Source organism: Zobellia uliginosa (genome assembly GCF_018860745.1).
GTDB classification, from domain to species: Bacteria; Bacteroidota; Bacteroidia; order Flavobacteriales; family Flavobacteriaceae; genus Zobellia; species Zobellia uliginosa_B.
In genome coordinates this window covers 26,877-43,412 of the sequence record NZ_JAHKPY010000005.1, presented here as the reverse complement: position 1 = coordinate 43,412, position 16,536 = coordinate 26,877, and the positions used below count along the sequence as shown (strand labels likewise).

Here is a 16,536-nt window from a genome sequence, read left to right as displayed (position 1 = left end):
TACATTCGCTCGCGAATGTATTAAGAAATTAGATAAACTGAAGCTTGTTATTCTTCATGTTTTTGTTAATTCATTGGTATAGTATGAGATGTAAAAAAGGAGTTATATTTACTTTATGGCAAAAATAGAGCAAAACACCAATGGTTTATTAAGAGCCTAAGCAAAATGTATGATACTGGATTTTTAATCGTTAAGTGTAATTGGAAAATAAGAAATGGTAGGTAGTTAAATAACGATGAATCATAATGAAATATCTCATACCTACAATTTTTATATTGCTTTAGATTACTTACAGTTGAACCGTTTTGATGAGGCCAAAGCTTTTCTTTTAAAAAGTAAAGAGCAGCAATTTGAAGGTTTTCCTGATGACCCGCCGCATGAAGCTTGTCATTATATGGATTGGTTTTATTTGGGAATAACGGAAATGGAACTTAAGAATTATGCAGAAGGCATAAAGATGTTTGATACTTCTTTACAGGTTTATAGTAATTTTGATGATGCCATGTTCTATAAGGCTATTTGTTTGAATGGGCTTGGAAAAAAGGAGGAAGCTACGGCAACATTTGATAAGGCAATTGAGAATAAAGAAAATACGATAAACGAAGATCAGGTGTTCTACGAGATTTATCCATATCAGGCATTTCATCGGTTAAGTTCATCTTCTAGACAGCAACCACAAAACAAATGACATTAAAACTCCAAACCCAAATACCTTTAGAAAAGGCTGAAAACCAAATCGATTATGGAAGTCGATTGGTTTTATTGGGTTCTTGTTTCTCGGAAAATATAGGGGAAAAATTCAGTTATTATAAGTTTCGGTCTTTTCAGAATCCGTTCGGGATTTTGTTTCATCCATTGGCTATAGAGAATTTGGTGTCTCGAGCCGTTTTACATACGAAGTATACTGAAGAAGAGGTCTTTTTTTACAATGATCGCTGGCAATGCTATGATGCCCATTCAGATGTAAGTGCTGTTTCCAAAGAAGAACTTTTGTATTCACTTAATCAAGGAATGGCGCATACAATGGAGTATTTGCTAAAAGCAACTCATATCTGTATAACGCTAGGTACCGCTTGGGTATATCTACATCTTGAAACCCATAAAAGAGTGGCAAATTGCCATAAAGTGCCTCAAAGGGAATTTAAAAAAGAGTTATTGGGGGTTGATGAAACAGTCATAAGCCTGAAAAATATAGTAAAGGCTATAAAATCAATAAATCCGAAGGTACAATTCATTTTTACAGTTTCGCCCGTACGTCATATAAAAGATGGCTTTGTGGAAAATCAGCGGAGCAAAGCACATTTAATAACTGCAATACATGAGTTGATGGATAATTCTGAGTTCAATATGAACTATTTTCCATCATATGAATTGCAAATGGACGAGTTGCGGGATTATCGCTTTTATAATGAAGATATGGTACATCCCAGTCAATTGGCTATAGATTATATATGGGAGAAGTTTATTTCCGTTTGGATTAATAAAGAAGCCCAGGAATCTATGATATTGGTTGATGCCATTCAAAAAGGGCTAAATCATAGACCATTTCATCCAGAATCAAAACAGCATTTAAAATTCTTAAAATCATTAGAGCTCAAAATAACGAACGTTCAAAAGCGTTTTCCTTTTATGGATTTCGACCACCAAAACCTAGAGTCTTAGATTCCCTTTTTCTTTTTCGTCAATTTCAATATGTATTGTAACTTCATCTTATGAAAAAAGTATTTGTAGGGGTTCTTATTACCTTGGCAGTAGTTTTAGTGTTCCGTTCGTGCGCGGAGGATAGGGAAGATAAATCTATTCTCAAGGAAAACAGCATGCTAATACAGACTCAAATAGACAATGTTAGTAAGTTAATTGTTACAGAGGGTCACTTTGCGGAAGTCTATAACTACAAAGATTCTAAAATGCTTTTCGGACCCTTTATTTCTGCTGAAAAGAAAGCATTGGTAGTCGTTAATGCTGATGTTACCATTGCTTATGACTTAAGTAAAATAGATTTTGAAGTAGATGAGTCTTCCAAAACATTATATATTAAAAGCATACCGGAACCCGAAGTGAAAATTAGCCCTGATTTTGAATATTATGATGTAAGCTCGGATTATTTGAACATGTTCGAAGCCAGCGATTATAATAAAATCAAGAAGAACGTAAGTGCTTCACTAATGAAAAAAGTTGAAGCATCTGCTTTGAAAACCAATGCGGAAAACAGGTTGATAAGTGAGTTGCAGAAATTTTATATACTAACCAATTCCTTGGGTTGGACGCTGGTATACAACAATGAAACGGTAAACCGGAACCTGCCGGAGGTTCTTTTTAAAGAATAGAAAACTTGACTTACAGATTACTTGGCAAAAGTTTCTGCCCAAGTTATGTATTGATCCCAATCATATTCTAAAACATCATGCTTACCACTTCTCATATGGTATGCCATAGTTCCTAATATAGGGTGATCAACCTCATGGGTATCTGTCAATGTAATTCCTTCTTTGCCATATAGCTCATACACTTTACTTGCATATTGAGCAGATATAAACTCGCCTAATGGGTCGGCCCATTCATCCTCAATAGCACTTGCCACATACAGAGGTCTTGGAGCAATTAATGCCAATAGCTGATGTTGGTCTACCGGTAAAGTTTCTTCTCTATTACTGTATTTTTTAAAACTTTCGGAAAACCAATGGGGAAATGAATTATTAATATCACCAATGGTCTCCCCGTACTTACGCTTGGATAAAGCGGCACCGCCACAACCGGAATTATTACTAATTACCCCAGCAAAGCGCGGGTCTGTTGCACCTGCCCATAAAGCGGCTTTACCTAATCTAGAGTGTCCAAAGACAATTACGTTAGATATGTTCGTGTCATTTTCTAGATAATCCATCGCACGGCTTAGACCAAATGCCCAAGCGGCAATACTGCCCCATTCATTGGTTTTGGGTTTGGTCTGCCCTTCATCATAAAACAAACTATGCAGACCATCTGAAAAATCGTTTTTGTCAGGGTCGATCTCACCATAATAAACGGTAGCTAATCCATAACCGTTGTCCAGCATTTTATCTATGGCCCATCGGTTGGTGCGTAAACCTCTGGAAGTCTCTGTAGCTTTGTTATCCGTAATTTGTAAATCCTTGCTATTCTCGTTCCATACATCCGTTATAATCACGTTGGGGTCATCCGTTACGGTATGGTTGCCATGAAAGTTATAACCTAGGAACACAGGGGCATTTTCATTTCCTATAGGAAGATACAGTAGAATGTTGAAGTTCAAAGAGCGGTCGTTTTTTTTAAGGCCAACAGCTATTTGTTTGCGTTGCGCTTTCCCGTCCAGTGCATTATTGTCTTGTTCTATGACCTTAAAGGAATATTCATCTAACAGGGCAGGTACTTTACCGTAAATCTGTTTTTCAAAAAACTGATAGATTTCCAATTTTCTTTTTTCTTCCCATTGCAAGCTGTCCGTAATGGTTTCTCCTCCAAAAGTAGTAAGAGGGTCGGGAACCGAAAATTTGGGTACTTTTGTTTCATCATAATTTGCTTGAGGCTGAGCCTTAAGTGCTGATGTGGTCAGTGCAAATAATAGAATTAATAGTGGTCTCACGATTTTTGGTTTGGGATTGGTTAAGAGGTTATTGGTTTTAATTCAATTTTTCAGTTTTACATTTTTGGTTTACCAGGTCTAGGCCATCATCTATTAAATGGCCTACCTTTGGGTTATTCAATTTTACGGTCTGTAAATGCACCGAGATTTCATGGCCAAATTCATGATCGCCATTTTCTTTTGCCAGTTCATAAAGCTCCACTGGCAGTAACCAATCAGTAGGAAAATTATCTCTGATGGCCTCAAATACTTTATGCCTGGAAATGGTACTATTTTTACCTTCCCTAAAATGCCGTATCTGCTCGTAATATTGTTCCAATTGGTCCTGAGATGCATCACCTTCTTTTTTGATGGTGGTGGAAGATACCTCATGGGTGACCAAATCAAAACTATCCAAATCAGCAGGGCCATTGTAGGCAGAAGCAATTTCTTGACCTACGGCCATACTATAAAGTTCGTTTTTACTTTTAAAGAGAACGCTGTCATTATGCGTAACACAGCAATTTTTAAAAGTGACCAAAATGATATCTCCTTTTAAGTTGCGTGTTCCGGTTATAATTTCTCCGGTGATTTTTATGTGACCTTCAAACTCTAGCGTAACTTGTTGCCCTTCAAATATATTATAGGCTTTAAGGTCTAAAGGGCTCATATCTTCAATGGCCAAATTCATTCCTTTTAGTTTGCCTATGGGAGAACCAAAGCCAGTAGCATGTTTTTTAATACTGTGTCCTACTAATTCCTTATCACGAAAAGAGAGTGCTGTAGGGCCTGTAGTCTGAAAAAATGCAGGCTTGCCCTCGTGCGCTATGACACTATCAAAATTACCGGAAATTTGAAGTCCGGTACTCAGTTCAATAGTTCCCAATTCTTTTGAGGCGATAAGTTTTTGAATTCCACTTAAACCACCACGCCGTAAGGCCATAGTATTGGCGAATTCTTCCAAAACCTGACTTAAATAGGCAAAATCTGGTGTTACAAAAAGCTGAGGCTGGGGTTGGGTAATATCAAAGGATGTATATGCCGCATCTATAGAATAGGGTTTTTTCTTAACGTCGTCCGTCATGCACCAAGCACTCTCTCCAATAGAAGAAAGTAATCCGGCACCATATATTTTGGGGTTTTCGGGAGTGCCTATCAATCCGTATTCAACGGTCCACCAATGTAGATTTCTGATGAGTGCAATTTCACTGGGTTCGCCCATATTGTTTTGCAAGTCTTCAATATGTTTTTCGGCTTTATCAATTTCATCTTGTGGTGTACCGTTCGCTTCTTTTATAATGGAAAGGTGGCGTACAGCTTCATATAGTTCATAATCCTTGGCATTCGAAATAGCCTTAGAACCAATTTCACCAAATCTTCTTAGGTATTCAGAGTATTCAGGGTTTGCTATAATTGGGGCGTGTCCTGCTCCCTCATGAATAATGTCCGGTGCAGGGGTATATTCAATATGGTCTAATTGGCGAATGTCAGAAGCAATAACAAGAACATTATAGGCCTGGAATTCCATAAATGCAGATGGAGGAATAAAACCATCTACCGCAACTGCCGCCCAACCAATCTCCTTTAGAATACGGTTCATTCCGTACATATTGGGAATGTGATCTATGGAAATCCCCGTTTTTTGTAATCCTTCTAAATATGAAGCATGGGCCACCTTACTCAGGTAATCCACGTTTTTTCGCATTACATAACGCCAAACCGCTTGATCAATAGGCGTATATTCACCATAGTCTTGAGGTTTAATATACTGCTGCAGATGTACAGGTAGTTTGTCAAGAACAGGATTACTGGTGTAGGTCATATTAAAAAAGGTTTCTTTTATAAAGATACAAAAAAGGAAAAAGAGGTATTGCTTTTCGTCTCACTAGCTAAGAATGGTGCATAAAAAAAGCTCTTTAATTTAAAGAGCTTTTATTAATGTGTTTAAGCAAATTACAATTTTGTTACTTAGCGGCTACCACATTGGGTGGGTATTGCATTAAAATCTCGGAAACAAATTCACGTATGCGCTGTTCTTTTTTCTCTATATTGCTAATGTTGTTCAAATTACCAACACCTTTGCCCTGCCATACCAATTCTTTAGTTTTAGAATCTATTAGGTCAATATATAGCGACCCTTCGGTGCGAGTGCTTACATTATTACCTCCGCCCCAGCCAGGACCCCAGTAATAAGGGTTCCAGCCCCAGCCCCAACCACCACCCCAGTAGTTGTTGTAGATGTCCACCTGTTCTTTTTCTTTAGTAAAAATACTTACCATAATGTCCGGGTTATCGGATTTTGAAAAACCGCGATTGGTCATCTCGGCCTCAATGGCCCTAAGAATCCGTTTTTTGTCCAAATCGGAAATTTGGGCTTTGTCAATTCCCGTTTTGTAAAAGGCGTACGTTTTGTAGCTATTGAAATTGGCCTCTTTGTCGTAATCCGAAAGCACACGCACAGATGTACAGGAGCTTAGGAAAAGTAGTACTAGCATAGGTACTATAAGGATTTTGATTTTTTTCATAACAAATTTTAGTATTTGGTGTTAATACATTCTTTTTCTAAGAAAATAGTCTCAAAAATCATGCCGAACAACCTGTTTTTCTATTGTCGGTTTGTTTTTCGGTCAAAGCCATATGGGCAGTGTCTACAGCCGCTTTCACAACAGTAACCTCTCTTTAGATGGTATTGCTGGGTAAACACTCTATACCCTTCTTCAGACAGGTAAAAGTCACCTTCTTCAGGCTGTATTATTTTTTTCATTACCTCTTTTTCTGTTGTTTTCGGCTTGTATAAAATTACTGTATTTTGACCATAAACAACCAAAAACGGGTTTAAAATCGTACATTTTACAGGTGTTTGGGAGTGTTTTAACGAATCATTGCAATTGTTGGCAGAAAAGTTGTGTTATCGAATATGACGGCTTAATGACAATTAACTCTATTAAGTACCGTTTAAACCTTTGATTATGATCTTAGTCTTTAAACATTTTTTTTATAAGAACTATGTTGGTCTATCACTTTGGCCCTTCATCATTTTAAAACATGATGAACTCAAAGAAGATATTGTATTGATCAATCATGAGAAGATTCACTTAAAACAACAGCAAGAACTGTTGATTGTTTTTTTCTACTTTTTCTATATCTCAGAATGGCTTATACGAACTGCTATCTATTTTGATAGTTACAAGGCGTATCAGAATATCAGTTTTGAACGTGAAGCATATATAAATGAGAATAATCTTAACTATACGAATGAGCGTAAGGCTTTTAGTTTTTTTAAATATATATTTCAGGTAAGCTAAAACTTGTACCGGTCATAATCCCCTCTTTGCTTTAATGGCATTTTTTTTCGTATTACTTTTGTTAAGTATGCAAGAAACTACTGAGAATCAACAAGTACATTTAGATATACTTGCCCAAAAAGGGGTAGATCTTTTTCTTAAGCGAGAAGATCGTATACATCCTTTCATCTCAGGTAATAAATATAGAAAGCTCAAATACAATTTGGAGGAAGCCAAAACACAAGGTTTTGATACACTTTTAACGTTTGGAGGTGCTTTTTCCAATCATATTGCAGCCACCGCTTATGCCGGAAAAATACATGGTCTGAACACTATAGGCATTATTCGTGGAGAAGAACTTGCCAAAAAATGGCAGGAAAACAGTACTTTAAAACAGGCTCATTCTCATGGAATGAGATTTAAGTTTATTTCTAGAACTTCCTATCGGGAAAAGAGTAATCCAGAATTTTTAGAGCATCTTAAAGAAGAGTTTGGAGCTTTCTATTCTTTGCCAGAAGGCGGTACAAACCCCTTGGCCATTAAGGGGTGTGAAGAAATTTTAAGAACTACGGATGCTGATTTTGATATAGTTTGTTGTGCAGTAGGAACAGGAGGTACTATTGCCGGGATTAGTAATGCTGCTTTTGATTCGCAAAAAGTTTTAGGGTTTCCAGCACTTAAAGGGGATTTTTTACAAGAAGATATTTGTAAATTTGCACTGAAGGAAAATTGGGAGTTGATAACAGGTTATCATTTTGGAGGTTATGCAAAGATTACCGAAGAGTTGATACATTTCTTGAACGATTTTAAAATAGAGACCCATATACCATTAGACCCGATCTATACGGGTAAAATGATGTATGGCATTTTAGATTTGATTCAGAAAGATTACTTCCCTCCTCAAACAAAGATTCTGGTCGTTCATAGTGGAGGGCTTCAAGGAATTAACGGAATGAACCGTAACTTGCAAAAGAAAAATCTACCATTAATAAACATATGATACGTAGGCTTGTAGTATTGTCTCTTTTGAGCATATTTTTTATTGGGTGTAAAGCAAAACGAACGGTTTCGTCTAGAACCGAATCTCCAAAAAAGAAAGCAGAAGTAGTAGTTAAAGAAGAGGTTAAGAAAACTGATGACGGTTTATACCCAATGCCTGAGGATACAGGGAGATTTTTGCGCTTTAGTATAGGTTCTCCAGAAGAATACGTAGAGACTTTTTCCGAAGTTGCCCAAATGGAAATGAAAGCTTTTGGTATTCCTGCAAGTATAACTTTAGCTCAGGGTTTACTGGAAAGTGGACTTGGAAAGGGAGCTTTGGCCCTTAAAACCAACAATCATTTTGGAATTAAATGCCATACCGGTTGGCAAGGCGATTTTGATTTTCATGATGATGATGAAAAAGGGGAGTGTTTCAGAAAATATAACCACCCCATGTATTCTTACCGTGATCACAGCTTGTTTTTAAGAGATCGATCCCGTTATGCTTTTTTATTCGATTATAATAATGATGATTATAAAAGATGGGCAAAAGGCCTAAGACAGGCGGGTTACGCCACAGATAAACGCTATCCTCAGAAGTTGATTTCGCTGATAGAACGTTATGAACTTTATAAATATGATACGGAGATAGTAAGCCAAGGCTATGGCAAACGAAAGGAAGAGCCTGTAATTGCCTCCTCTTCTCGGAGCCAGAATAAAGTACATGTGGTACAAAAAGGAGATACATTGTACTCCATTTCTAGAGCCTATTCCGTTTCCGTTGATGAATTAAAACGATGGAACTATATGTATGATAACAATTTAGCCATTGGTCAAAAAATTACCGTTAAGACAGAAAATTTCAATAAATAGATGTTATACCAAAGAAGTAGCGCCCTTTTTGCCGAGGCGCAAAAATATATTCCAGGAGGGGTTAACTCACCAGTTCGTGCTTTTAAAGCCGTAGGTGGAGACCCTATTTTCGTGAAAAAAGCAAAAGGTGCTTATCTCTATGATGAGGATGGCAATAAATTAATTGATTATATCGCTTCTTGGGGCCCGCTTATTTTAGGCCACGCCCATGAACCGGTAATCAATGCGGTAATTGAAAAGGCCAAGCAAGGTACCTCTTTTGGAATGCCAACTGAAATTGAAACGCAGCTGGCGCAACTGGCGGTATCTATGGTGCCAAATATTGATAAAATAAGATTTGTTAACAGCGGGACGGAAGCTTGTATGAGTGCCGTACGCTTGGCTCGTGGATATACAGGAAAAGATAAAATCATAAAATTTGCGGGTTGCTATCATGGTCATTCAGATTCATTTCTTATACAAGCGGGTAGTGGTGCGGTTACTTTTGGTAGTCCCAATAGTCCTGGCGTAACACAAGGAACAGCAAAGGATACACTGTTGGCTACTTATAATGATATTGAAAGTGTTAGGGCTTTGGTTGCTGCAAATAAAGGTGAAATAGCAACGGTAATTATTGAGCCGGTTGCAGGTAACATGGGATGTATTGTTCCTTCGGATGATTTCATAAAAGGTCTTCGTGAACTTTGTACTCAAGAAGGAATTCTATTATTGTTCGATGAGGTGATGACCGGTTTCCGTTTAGGAAAAGGAGGGGCTCAGGAAGCTTTGGGTATTGATGCGGATATAGTTTGTTTTGGTAAAGTAATAGGTGGCGGTTTGCCGGTTGGTGCTTTTGCCGCCAAAAATGAAATCATGTCTCATCTGGCTCCTGAAGGGCCAGTGTATCAAGCAGGAACATTAAGCGGAAATCCATTAGCTATGGCTGCAGGTCTTGCTATGCTTACCGAATTGAATAGTAAGCCAGAAGTTTTTGAAAGTTTAGCTAAAAAGACAGCTTATCTTCATGAAGGTTTGGATGCTGTTTTAAAAGGAAAAGACGTTCCTTATCGGATTAACCGGTTTGGAAGTATGATATCAGTACATTTTACCGAAGAAGGCGTGGTTGATTTTGCGAGTTCTGCGAAAGGTAATAATGAAACTTTTAAAAAATACTTTCACGGAATGTTAGAGCATGGGGTTTACTTGCCTCCAAGTGCCTTTGAAAGTTATTTTTTGAACGATGATTTAAGCTATGCAGATATAGACGAGACTGTAAATGCCCTTAAAAAAGTGAATTTGTAAAACCTTTTACAGCGTATTATCTGGTAGTGACGCAAATTCTTTTCTTTTGTTTTCGAACCAATTCTGCATGCCATTAGGGCTTTGCATAAGGTCTTGCATTTCTTTCATCGCTTTTAAATGGGGTGCATCTCCTTTTTGGAACATTACTATGCCGTGACTTTTACTTAATTCGGCCATTTCCTCAAAAGTATTTGCTGAGAATTCCATGTTGCAGGCGCCACCTAGTTGTTTGCATGTCATTGTTTTCATAATTACAGCGGTTTTATAGTTATTGTTACCTAACTGAAAAGATTGGATACTTTGATTAAATTGATTTTACTATCTATTTGATAAAAGTAATTCAGTTGCCATTTCTGTGTGTTCTTGGCTTGTTTACTTATTGCGGTATCCCATAACGGATATACGCGAAAACCTCTTTTACCTTCTTTTACAGATGTGGAAACTAATCCCTTTTGTAAAAGTACTTTCTTAGGAAATACAAATTGGCCTTCTAAATTACCTTTTCGGACGCTAATAACAAAAAAATCAAATTCATCGGTTTCCTCTAGTGGAGCTATAGTACCATTTTCTGTTCGCTTCCAGAAAGTAACGAATTGGCCAACTTTTTTAGGTGTTATTTTGGCATGCCTGTAAATTACTTTAGTATTGTTTAGTTGGAATTTGGAGGCTTCATACGCTTTGCTCTCTGGTTCCAACTCAAATTTTGATACAACTAACTTGCATGGCGTGTACACTTTAGAGGTAATGCTTTTAAGACTTTCGGTCATTTACAGTTTTTAGTATTTTATAAAAGTAGGAAATAAGTAGTAAGACAAAAAAATAAAAAAAGGGCAGCACATAGGTGCTGCCCTTTCTTACCTAAAAAGTTACTCTCACTTTTTTGACTTGCGTTCTCCTTTTTTCTCTCGGGAGTTTCTTTTGCCTCTATGCTCTTGCATTTTTTGCCATTTCTCGTATTGCTCGGCAGAAAGAATTTTCTTCATCTCGGCTTTACGGGCAATCATCTTATCCAACTTTTCATTCTGCATAGCGTATTTCTCTTCTGAAGTTGGTTTTTTACGTTCCCCTTCTTCTTTTTGGGCTTTACGTTTTTCGAATTTCGCTTTACGCATTTTTGCTTCCTCCAAATTAATGGCATTTACTTGTTTCTGTTGGGTAGATGTCAAATCTAAGGCCAATGTCATTTTCTTGGTGTGAAGTGTTGCTATTTGCTCAGCAGTCAAATCTTTCATACCATCTCTTCCATGTCCTTTTTCTCTTTGGGCCATTGCGGTAAGGCCAACCATACATACTAATGCTACAATTATCTTTTTCATGTTATTTTTTATTAAGATTATACTCCTTAGAACAGAAAAGAAAGCTAAGGTTTAACCGAGCTATGGACTTTATGGAATAATTAACAGCTTGGAACGACATAGTTGCGGGCATAAAAAAAGGGCAAAGAAGTTATTTCTTTGCCCTAACATAGTAGGTCGTTCAATGTTAATGTATTTTAATCCAATGCCTCAGGATTGATAACTTGTTCCATATCTGCCGATGCCATTTCTACAGTCTGGGGAGACTGTTCGGAATTTGTTTGATTGTAATATACTACGGATGCAATTACGAAAGCGGCTAGGTATAATGAACTTTTAAGTTTTTGAGACATGGTATATAATTTTTGATTCTGATACTAATTTAGAAAAAAGAAGAAGGCAAGACGCTAGGTTGTTGTAAAGCGGTCTAAGGATGTGGTAAAGTTGTCCATAATTGTTGTTTACGAAATCACTTCGCCGAAGTTTGATGTATTTCGTCGATGGTAAAGTCTAGTTGAGCCTGATATTTATCAGGGTTAAGACCTTTTTACTATAATAATTCGGGTAGTGAAATTCAGATAAAAAAGAGGGCTTTTTATCCGGTCTTTCATACTATTGAAATAAATATCATCTGTATGATATGGACTGGGGCCAATTAAACTAGCTTCCAAAACCTTCAGAGGATTCCTTAAAAAAGGATTCGATTAAAAATTTAAATAATAGATATGGCTTTACTTAAGACGTAGCTATCATTAATATGTAGAATAGACCAAGTTGAAGGCGCCATTTGTTATTTCTTTTGTACTGTTGTCAAGAGCAGTGGCCGTGAAGCTAAACTCACCTTTGATTCTTGAAAGCTGAGGGCCGACTGTTTTTTCGGTAATCACCAATGTTCCTGAAGTTTCGTAGGTAATAAATTCATGGTTTTCAGCGTCATACCGCAAAAGCTTAACGGAATTTAAATTGCTATCTGTATTAAAACTGTAGCTTCCTTCTGTGGTAGTATCATGATTTACAGTTATAGAAATCGCATTTTCAGAATCATTTAATCTTATAAAGGTTACATCAGAGTCCTCAAGAAAACCTCCATTTTGTAAACTGCTCGTACCAAACCAGTCTTTTCCATCTATAACCGCTTGAGTTCCTAGTTGAGCAATGCTAGGATCCGTCTCTAAGTAGCTAACGATAAAGTTGCCTTGTACTTCATGAAAGTTAGATTCTATATCATAAGAATCCTCATATAGCTTTCCCGAAAATTCAACCTGTACTTTTTTATTTTCCTCATCAATATTGATCAATTCAAAATCTATGAAATTTGAACTGAAATAAGCAAAGCTTCCTGATGATGGAAAATCAAAATCGGTTCCGGAATATGAGCTTATCTTGCCCAAATTACCAGCGGTGTTGAATTCTAGGTGAATAGAATTTCCATCTGAAGCCGCAGCTAAAATACTAAGGGTGTTTTCTACCTTTTGTCCGGTCCATTCGTTTATAGACACTTCATTGCCGTCATAGGTATAATTAAAAGAATCCTCATCTGTAATGGGTACGTTATTGTCTTGTTCTTCTTCCTCTTCAATAACTTCATCATCTGCAGATTCTTCCTTCTGAGTATCTTCCTCATCAACAACCTCTTGATTGTCTGTTTCATTGTCCTCAACCAAGGTTTCAATATCGTTAGAACATGAGAAAATTGTGAAGATAAAAAAAAGGGAAAAAAATAGTTTGCAGGTTTTCATAAGAACAGGTAAAGTTATTTTTAAATCTGGGCGTTATCGTAATTATAACGTTTTAAAGATTTATCTATTGCTTTACCTGTAGTTGGGTAATAATGTCCTATTTGGGATCTAAAATCTGCTCAATACGGTCATTTACATCCTGTAAATGATATTTGCTCATACTGTCCGATGTTCGTGCAATGGCACTTTTAATGTTTCGCTGTAAGATTTGTAGTTCCGCTCGCGCAACCGAACGAATATCAGATTGACTAGTGTGCACGATTGTTGATTTCTGATAGCCACCAAAATCAGGTTGCTTCTTTTGGTCTTCTGCTGTCATCAGATAATTCAAACGTTCCACGTGTGCCTTCTGAAGATTTCTTCTGTAGGTGTCAATGTCTTGTCCGTTTTTAAGTTCTGACCATATACCACCACGAAGCTCGTTCATCATATCCGTTAGATGATATGCTTCGGCGGGATTAGCAGTTTCGTTTTCCAACAAGCGTTGCAACTTTCCTAAGCTCAACATGTTATTTAATGTTCGTGTTTGCATTGCCCTGATTTTTTCGATAAATCCAGAATATTCGATCTTATTAAAAATGTTCTGGTCTATTAACCACTTAGGTGTAGCAAATAGTTGTTCTTGCAAAAATGCCATACAATCTTGCTGATGTTGTTTTGCCACAGGTATATAAACAGCACCCTCTTGGTCATAGGTTTTCTGATACTCGTAAACACCCCCAACATTGTTGGATACATGACCCATATAACGATTGAACTGTGCTATAACCTGGCCATAAAGCTTGTTGAGGTCTTCATAGGTTTTTCCATCTTCTTTGGTCCATGTAATTAGGTTGGGAACAATACGCTTTAAATTTTCTATGCCGTATAAACTGGCTTTAATGGCATCATCACCTAAATCCTCGGTTTGCGAGCTAGGGTCTACAACATCACCTACCTGTTGATGGCCAAACCGGTAAAGAGGGTCTCCCGCATGTTCCAGAATCCAACTATCTAAAACTTTATTTTCTTCTTCTGTAGTACTATCTAGAATAGGTCTGTAGCCCCATTTAATAGCATACTTATCGTAGATACCAATGTTGGGCATAAGGGCCACATTGCCATCTTCTGGCTGTGCAACGTAATTAAAACGAGCATAATCCATTATAGACGGGGCCGTACCATACTTTTTAGTGAAGGAAACAGATCGGAGTGAATCCACTGCATATGCCACACTGCTACCCATGTTATGAGGTAATCCTAAGGTATGGCCTACTTCATGGGCGGAAACAAAACGAATTAGCCGCCCCATGATCTCATCTTTAAATTCGGTAGTTCTTGCATCGGGATTGATAGCCGCGGTTTGTACAAAGAACCAGTTGTGCAATAAGGTCATTACGTTATGGTACCAATTAATGTCCGACTCCAAAATTTCACCAGTACGGGGATCGCTCACATGGGGTCCGTTAGCGTTGGGAATAGGTGAGGCTAAATAACGGACTACGGAATACCTTACATCCTCGGGAGACCATTCAGGGTCTTCTAGAACGGTAGGAGGTTCTTTCGCAATAATGGCATTTTTAAAACCGGCTTCTTCAAAAGCTATTTGCCAATCTTCAATACCTTGCTTTATATAAGGAAGCCATTTTTTAGGTGTAGCCCTATCTACGTAATATACAATCTGCTTTTTAGGCTCTACCAGTTCCCCGTTATTGTATTTCTCCAAATCCTCATCTTTGACCTCTAGGCGCCAGCGATCAAGAAATTTAACGGTTTTACTTTTCTGGGCATCCAGACCATAATCTGTTTGGGCACTGGCAAACCATCCTACGCGCTCATCAAAATAACGCCGTCTCATAGGTTCCGCTGGCAAGAGTATCATAGAATTGTTGATTTCTATTGAGATAGAACCTAAACTACTATTACTGGGCGGTTTTTTTGCCGCGTATGTTTTTACATGCCGCGCTTCTATATTTAAAGGATAGCTCTTAATAGATTCAATATAGCTTCTAGCCTCATCTAAGCGAGAAACCTTATACTGATCTCTAAGTGCATCCGGCATTCCAAAAGCTTGCGTGTCTTTTTCAAAAAGTTCATTTACTTGGATTACCGTAGTAGGGTTTACCGTATCCTTTTTTATCGCCATAATATCAAAAGCGAAAAGGACCGGCTCAAAATTAGAATTTACAACAGCCTCATGTACCGGTAAGGAATCTGCTGCAACAATTTCGTGACTAACAACACGTAGCAGCACCTTCTTGGGTTTTCTTTCCCATCTCAGTACTTGTGTGTTTATTTTTCCCCCGCCAAAACCAATACCAGTTGCCGTTTTAGAAATCCTGCTCACCATCAACATTTCTTTATTGAAAAGCGAATCTGGAATTTCATAAAAATGGTTTTCGTTTACCTTATGAATATCAAAAAGACCTTTATCGGTTTTTGCATCTTTGGTGATGACCTTTCCGTATGGTTTTATTTTATCTTTTTTATCACCCTCTTTTTTGTCTGACTTTTCCGTATTGTCTTTTTTCTTTTTGAAAATTTGCGCTTCCGCTGATAAGGAGCTTATAACTAGTAAAGAGAAAATTAATTTGGTAAACACTGTTTTGGACATGTAAGCTTTGATTATGTTTTAGATATGTAATGAAATGCCGTAAGACCATGATTACATGACATTCTTACTAATTGTGGTAAATATAACATTTTGTTCCTTTACCTTTTAAGGTCTGTTCAGGTTTTATAAGACAAGATTTAAGGGGTTTGATCTTATTTTTAGATACTTGTAATTTTTTGGAACATCGGTGAGTAACACAAAATAACGATGAGCCGTACTGCAAAATTTAAAAGTATGTATTGATATAAAAAAAACGCAAATTTTTCTGTAATAAAAATGTGTGGTAAAAGGTGCGTGTCTAGCAAATTATTTAACCGGATAATGCGAACTTCATATAGTTTCCCTATGCATTTTGTGAATTTGATTATTTCTTCTTTTTAAAGAAAGCTCCCACAAAATTTAAAGAACAATAAAGAGATCTTTCCACGTTATATAGACTCGTAAATAAATTTACAACGTTATGAACAACAAGAGTTTAAAAATAAGTATGATATTGGGTCTTATATTTGCAAACGGAGTTTTTGCAGCAGATCCATTAACCGAAAAAGATGAGACGGTTATTCATTCCATTAATTATATTGATGAAGATACCGATTTTGATTTAGGCTTTGATACTGCAGATTATTTGCCTGAAGATTTTGATGCCAATGATATTTATGTAAATCTAGGTGCAATTGAATTTATTGAGTCTGATGCTAAAGTCATTTTAAATACTAAAAAATATCTTCCGGAAGACTTTAACGCGTATGCATTCCCTACGGATGTAGAAGGTTTTAATTACATTGATGCAAATGACGAAATTTCTTTCGATTTTGACACAAAGAAACATCTACCAAACGGCTTTGATCCGTATATAAGGAACAATTAACCATTGTAAATTATTTGAATTAGCTAGCTGAACCTCTGTTTA

The 16,536-nt window shown here is 37.1% G+C and carries 18 protein-coding genes; 8 read left to right on the top strand and 10 right to left on the bottom strand.

Annotation, left to right across the window (positions count from 1 at the left end; all coding sequences use genetic code 11):
* The first annotated feature begins 235 nt into the window (after positions 1–235).
* The 3 genes from KO521_RS09730 to KO521_RS09720 are packed head-to-tail and all read left to right on the top strand — an operon-like array spanning position 236 to position 2,327.
* Positions 236–688, top strand: a complete 453-nt coding sequence (locus KO521_RS09730; RefSeq protein WP_215939737.1) for a tetratricopeptide repeat protein — start codon at positions 236–238, stop codon at positions 686–688.
* Positions 685–1,662, top strand: a complete 978-nt coding sequence (locus tag KO521_RS09725; protein ID WP_215939736.1) for a GSCFA domain-containing protein — start codon at positions 685–687, stop codon at positions 1,660–1,662. Before KO521_RS09730 ends, KO521_RS09725 begins: the two co-directional genes overlap by 4 nt.
* Before the next feature lie 50 nt (positions 1,663–1,712).
* Positions 1,713–2,327 carry a DUF4230 domain-containing protein gene (locus KO521_RS09720; RefSeq protein ID WP_215939735.1) on the top strand — a complete coding sequence of 205 codons (615 nt, stop codon included), beginning with the start codon at positions 1,713–1,715 and terminating at the stop codon, positions 2,325–2,327.
* Between the two features lie 17 nt (positions 2,328–2,344).
* Here KO521_RS09720 and KO521_RS09715 read toward each other — a convergent pair whose 3' ends face one another.
* The 4 genes from KO521_RS09715 to KO521_RS09700 form a co-directional block, all read right to left on the bottom strand.
* Entirely contained in the window at positions 2,345–3,601 is a 1,257-nt protein-coding gene (locus tag KO521_RS09715; RefSeq protein WP_354668199.1) for a glucuronyl esterase domain-containing protein, read from the bottom strand.
* A 37-nt stretch (positions 3,602–3,638) separates the two neighbouring features.
* Positions 3,639–5,402, bottom strand: a complete 1,764-nt coding sequence (locus tag KO521_RS09710) for an aromatic amino acid hydroxylase (RefSeq protein ID WP_215939734.1) — start codon at positions 5,400–5,402, stop codon at positions 3,639–3,641.
* A gap of 142 nt (positions 5,403–5,544) precedes the next feature.
* On the bottom strand, positions 5,545–6,105 hold the full coding sequence (locus tag KO521_RS09705) for a DUF4136 domain-containing protein (protein ID WP_215939733.1): 561 nt from the start codon (positions 6,103–6,105) through the stop codon (positions 5,545–5,547).
* 80 nt (positions 6,106–6,185) lie between these two features.
* Positions 6,186–6,344 (bottom strand): DUF5522 domain-containing protein, encoded by a 159-nt coding sequence (locus KO521_RS09700; protein ID WP_215939732.1) that lies wholly within the window; start codon positions 6,342–6,344, stop codon positions 6,186–6,188.
* Positions 6,345–6,549: 205 nt separating this feature from the next.
* On the opposite strand from KO521_RS09700, the gene KO521_RS09695 reads away from it, so the two are divergent.
* From KO521_RS09695 to hemL, 4 genes are all read left to right on the top strand, one after another.
* Positions 6,550–6,885, top strand: a complete 336-nt coding sequence (locus tag KO521_RS09695) for a hypothetical protein (protein ID WP_215939731.1) — start codon at positions 6,550–6,552, stop codon at positions 6,883–6,885.
* Between the two features lie 67 nt (positions 6,886–6,952).
* A complete protein-coding gene (locus KO521_RS09690) occupies positions 6,953–7,864 on the top strand; it encodes a 1-aminocyclopropane-1-carboxylate deaminase/D-cysteine desulfhydrase (protein ID WP_215939730.1) in 912 nt (303 codons plus the stop codon).
* Positions 7,861–8,718: a glucosaminidase domain-containing protein gene (locus tag KO521_RS09685; protein WP_215939729.1), complete on the top strand. Its 858-nt coding sequence runs from the start codon at positions 7,861–7,863 to the stop codon at positions 8,716–8,718. Before KO521_RS09690 ends, KO521_RS09685 begins: the two co-directional genes overlap by 4 nt.
* Complete coding sequence (hemL, locus tag KO521_RS09680; protein WP_215939728.1) at positions 8,719–9,999, top strand: glutamate-1-semialdehyde 2,1-aminomutase; 1,281 nt, start codon at positions 8,719–8,721, stop codon at positions 9,997–9,999.
* 6 nt (positions 10,000–10,005) lie between these two features.
* Here hemL and KO521_RS09675 read toward each other — a convergent pair whose 3' ends face one another.
* The 6 genes from KO521_RS09675 to KO521_RS09650 form a co-directional block, all read right to left on the bottom strand.
* Complete coding sequence (locus tag KO521_RS09675; RefSeq protein WP_215939727.1) at positions 10,006–10,248, bottom strand: DUF1059 domain-containing protein; 243 nt, start codon at positions 10,246–10,248, stop codon at positions 10,006–10,008.
* Positions 10,249–10,277: 29 nt separating this feature from the next.
* A complete protein-coding gene (locus KO521_RS09670; RefSeq protein WP_215939726.1) occupies positions 10,278–10,766 on the bottom strand; it encodes a MepB family protein in 489 nt (162 codons plus the stop codon).
* Between the two features lie 105 nt (positions 10,767–10,871).
* Positions 10,872–11,315, bottom strand: a complete 444-nt coding sequence (locus tag KO521_RS09665) for a hypothetical protein (RefSeq protein WP_215939725.1) — start codon at positions 11,313–11,315, stop codon at positions 10,872–10,874.
* Between the two features lie 176 nt (positions 11,316–11,491).
* Complete coding sequence (locus tag KO521_RS09660) at positions 11,492–11,647, bottom strand: hypothetical protein (protein WP_215939724.1); 156 nt, start codon at positions 11,645–11,647, stop codon at positions 11,492–11,494.
* Positions 11,648–12,046: 399 nt separating this feature from the next.
* Entirely contained in the window at positions 12,047–13,033 is a 987-nt protein-coding gene (locus KO521_RS09655; RefSeq protein ID WP_215939723.1) for a DUF6252 family protein, read from the bottom strand.
* A gap of 97 nt (positions 13,034–13,130) precedes the next feature.
* Positions 13,131–15,626, bottom strand: a complete 2,496-nt coding sequence (locus KO521_RS09650; protein ID WP_215939722.1) for a zinc-dependent metalloprotease — start codon at positions 15,624–15,626, stop codon at positions 13,131–13,133.
* A 460-nt stretch (positions 15,627–16,086) separates the two neighbouring features.
* Here KO521_RS09650 and KO521_RS09645 point away from each other — a divergent pair, with 460 nt between their 5' ends.
* Positions 16,087–16,494, top strand: a complete 408-nt coding sequence (locus KO521_RS09645; RefSeq protein ID WP_215939721.1) for a hypothetical protein — start codon at positions 16,087–16,089, stop codon at positions 16,492–16,494.
* Positions 16,495–16,536: the final 42 nt, after the last annotated feature.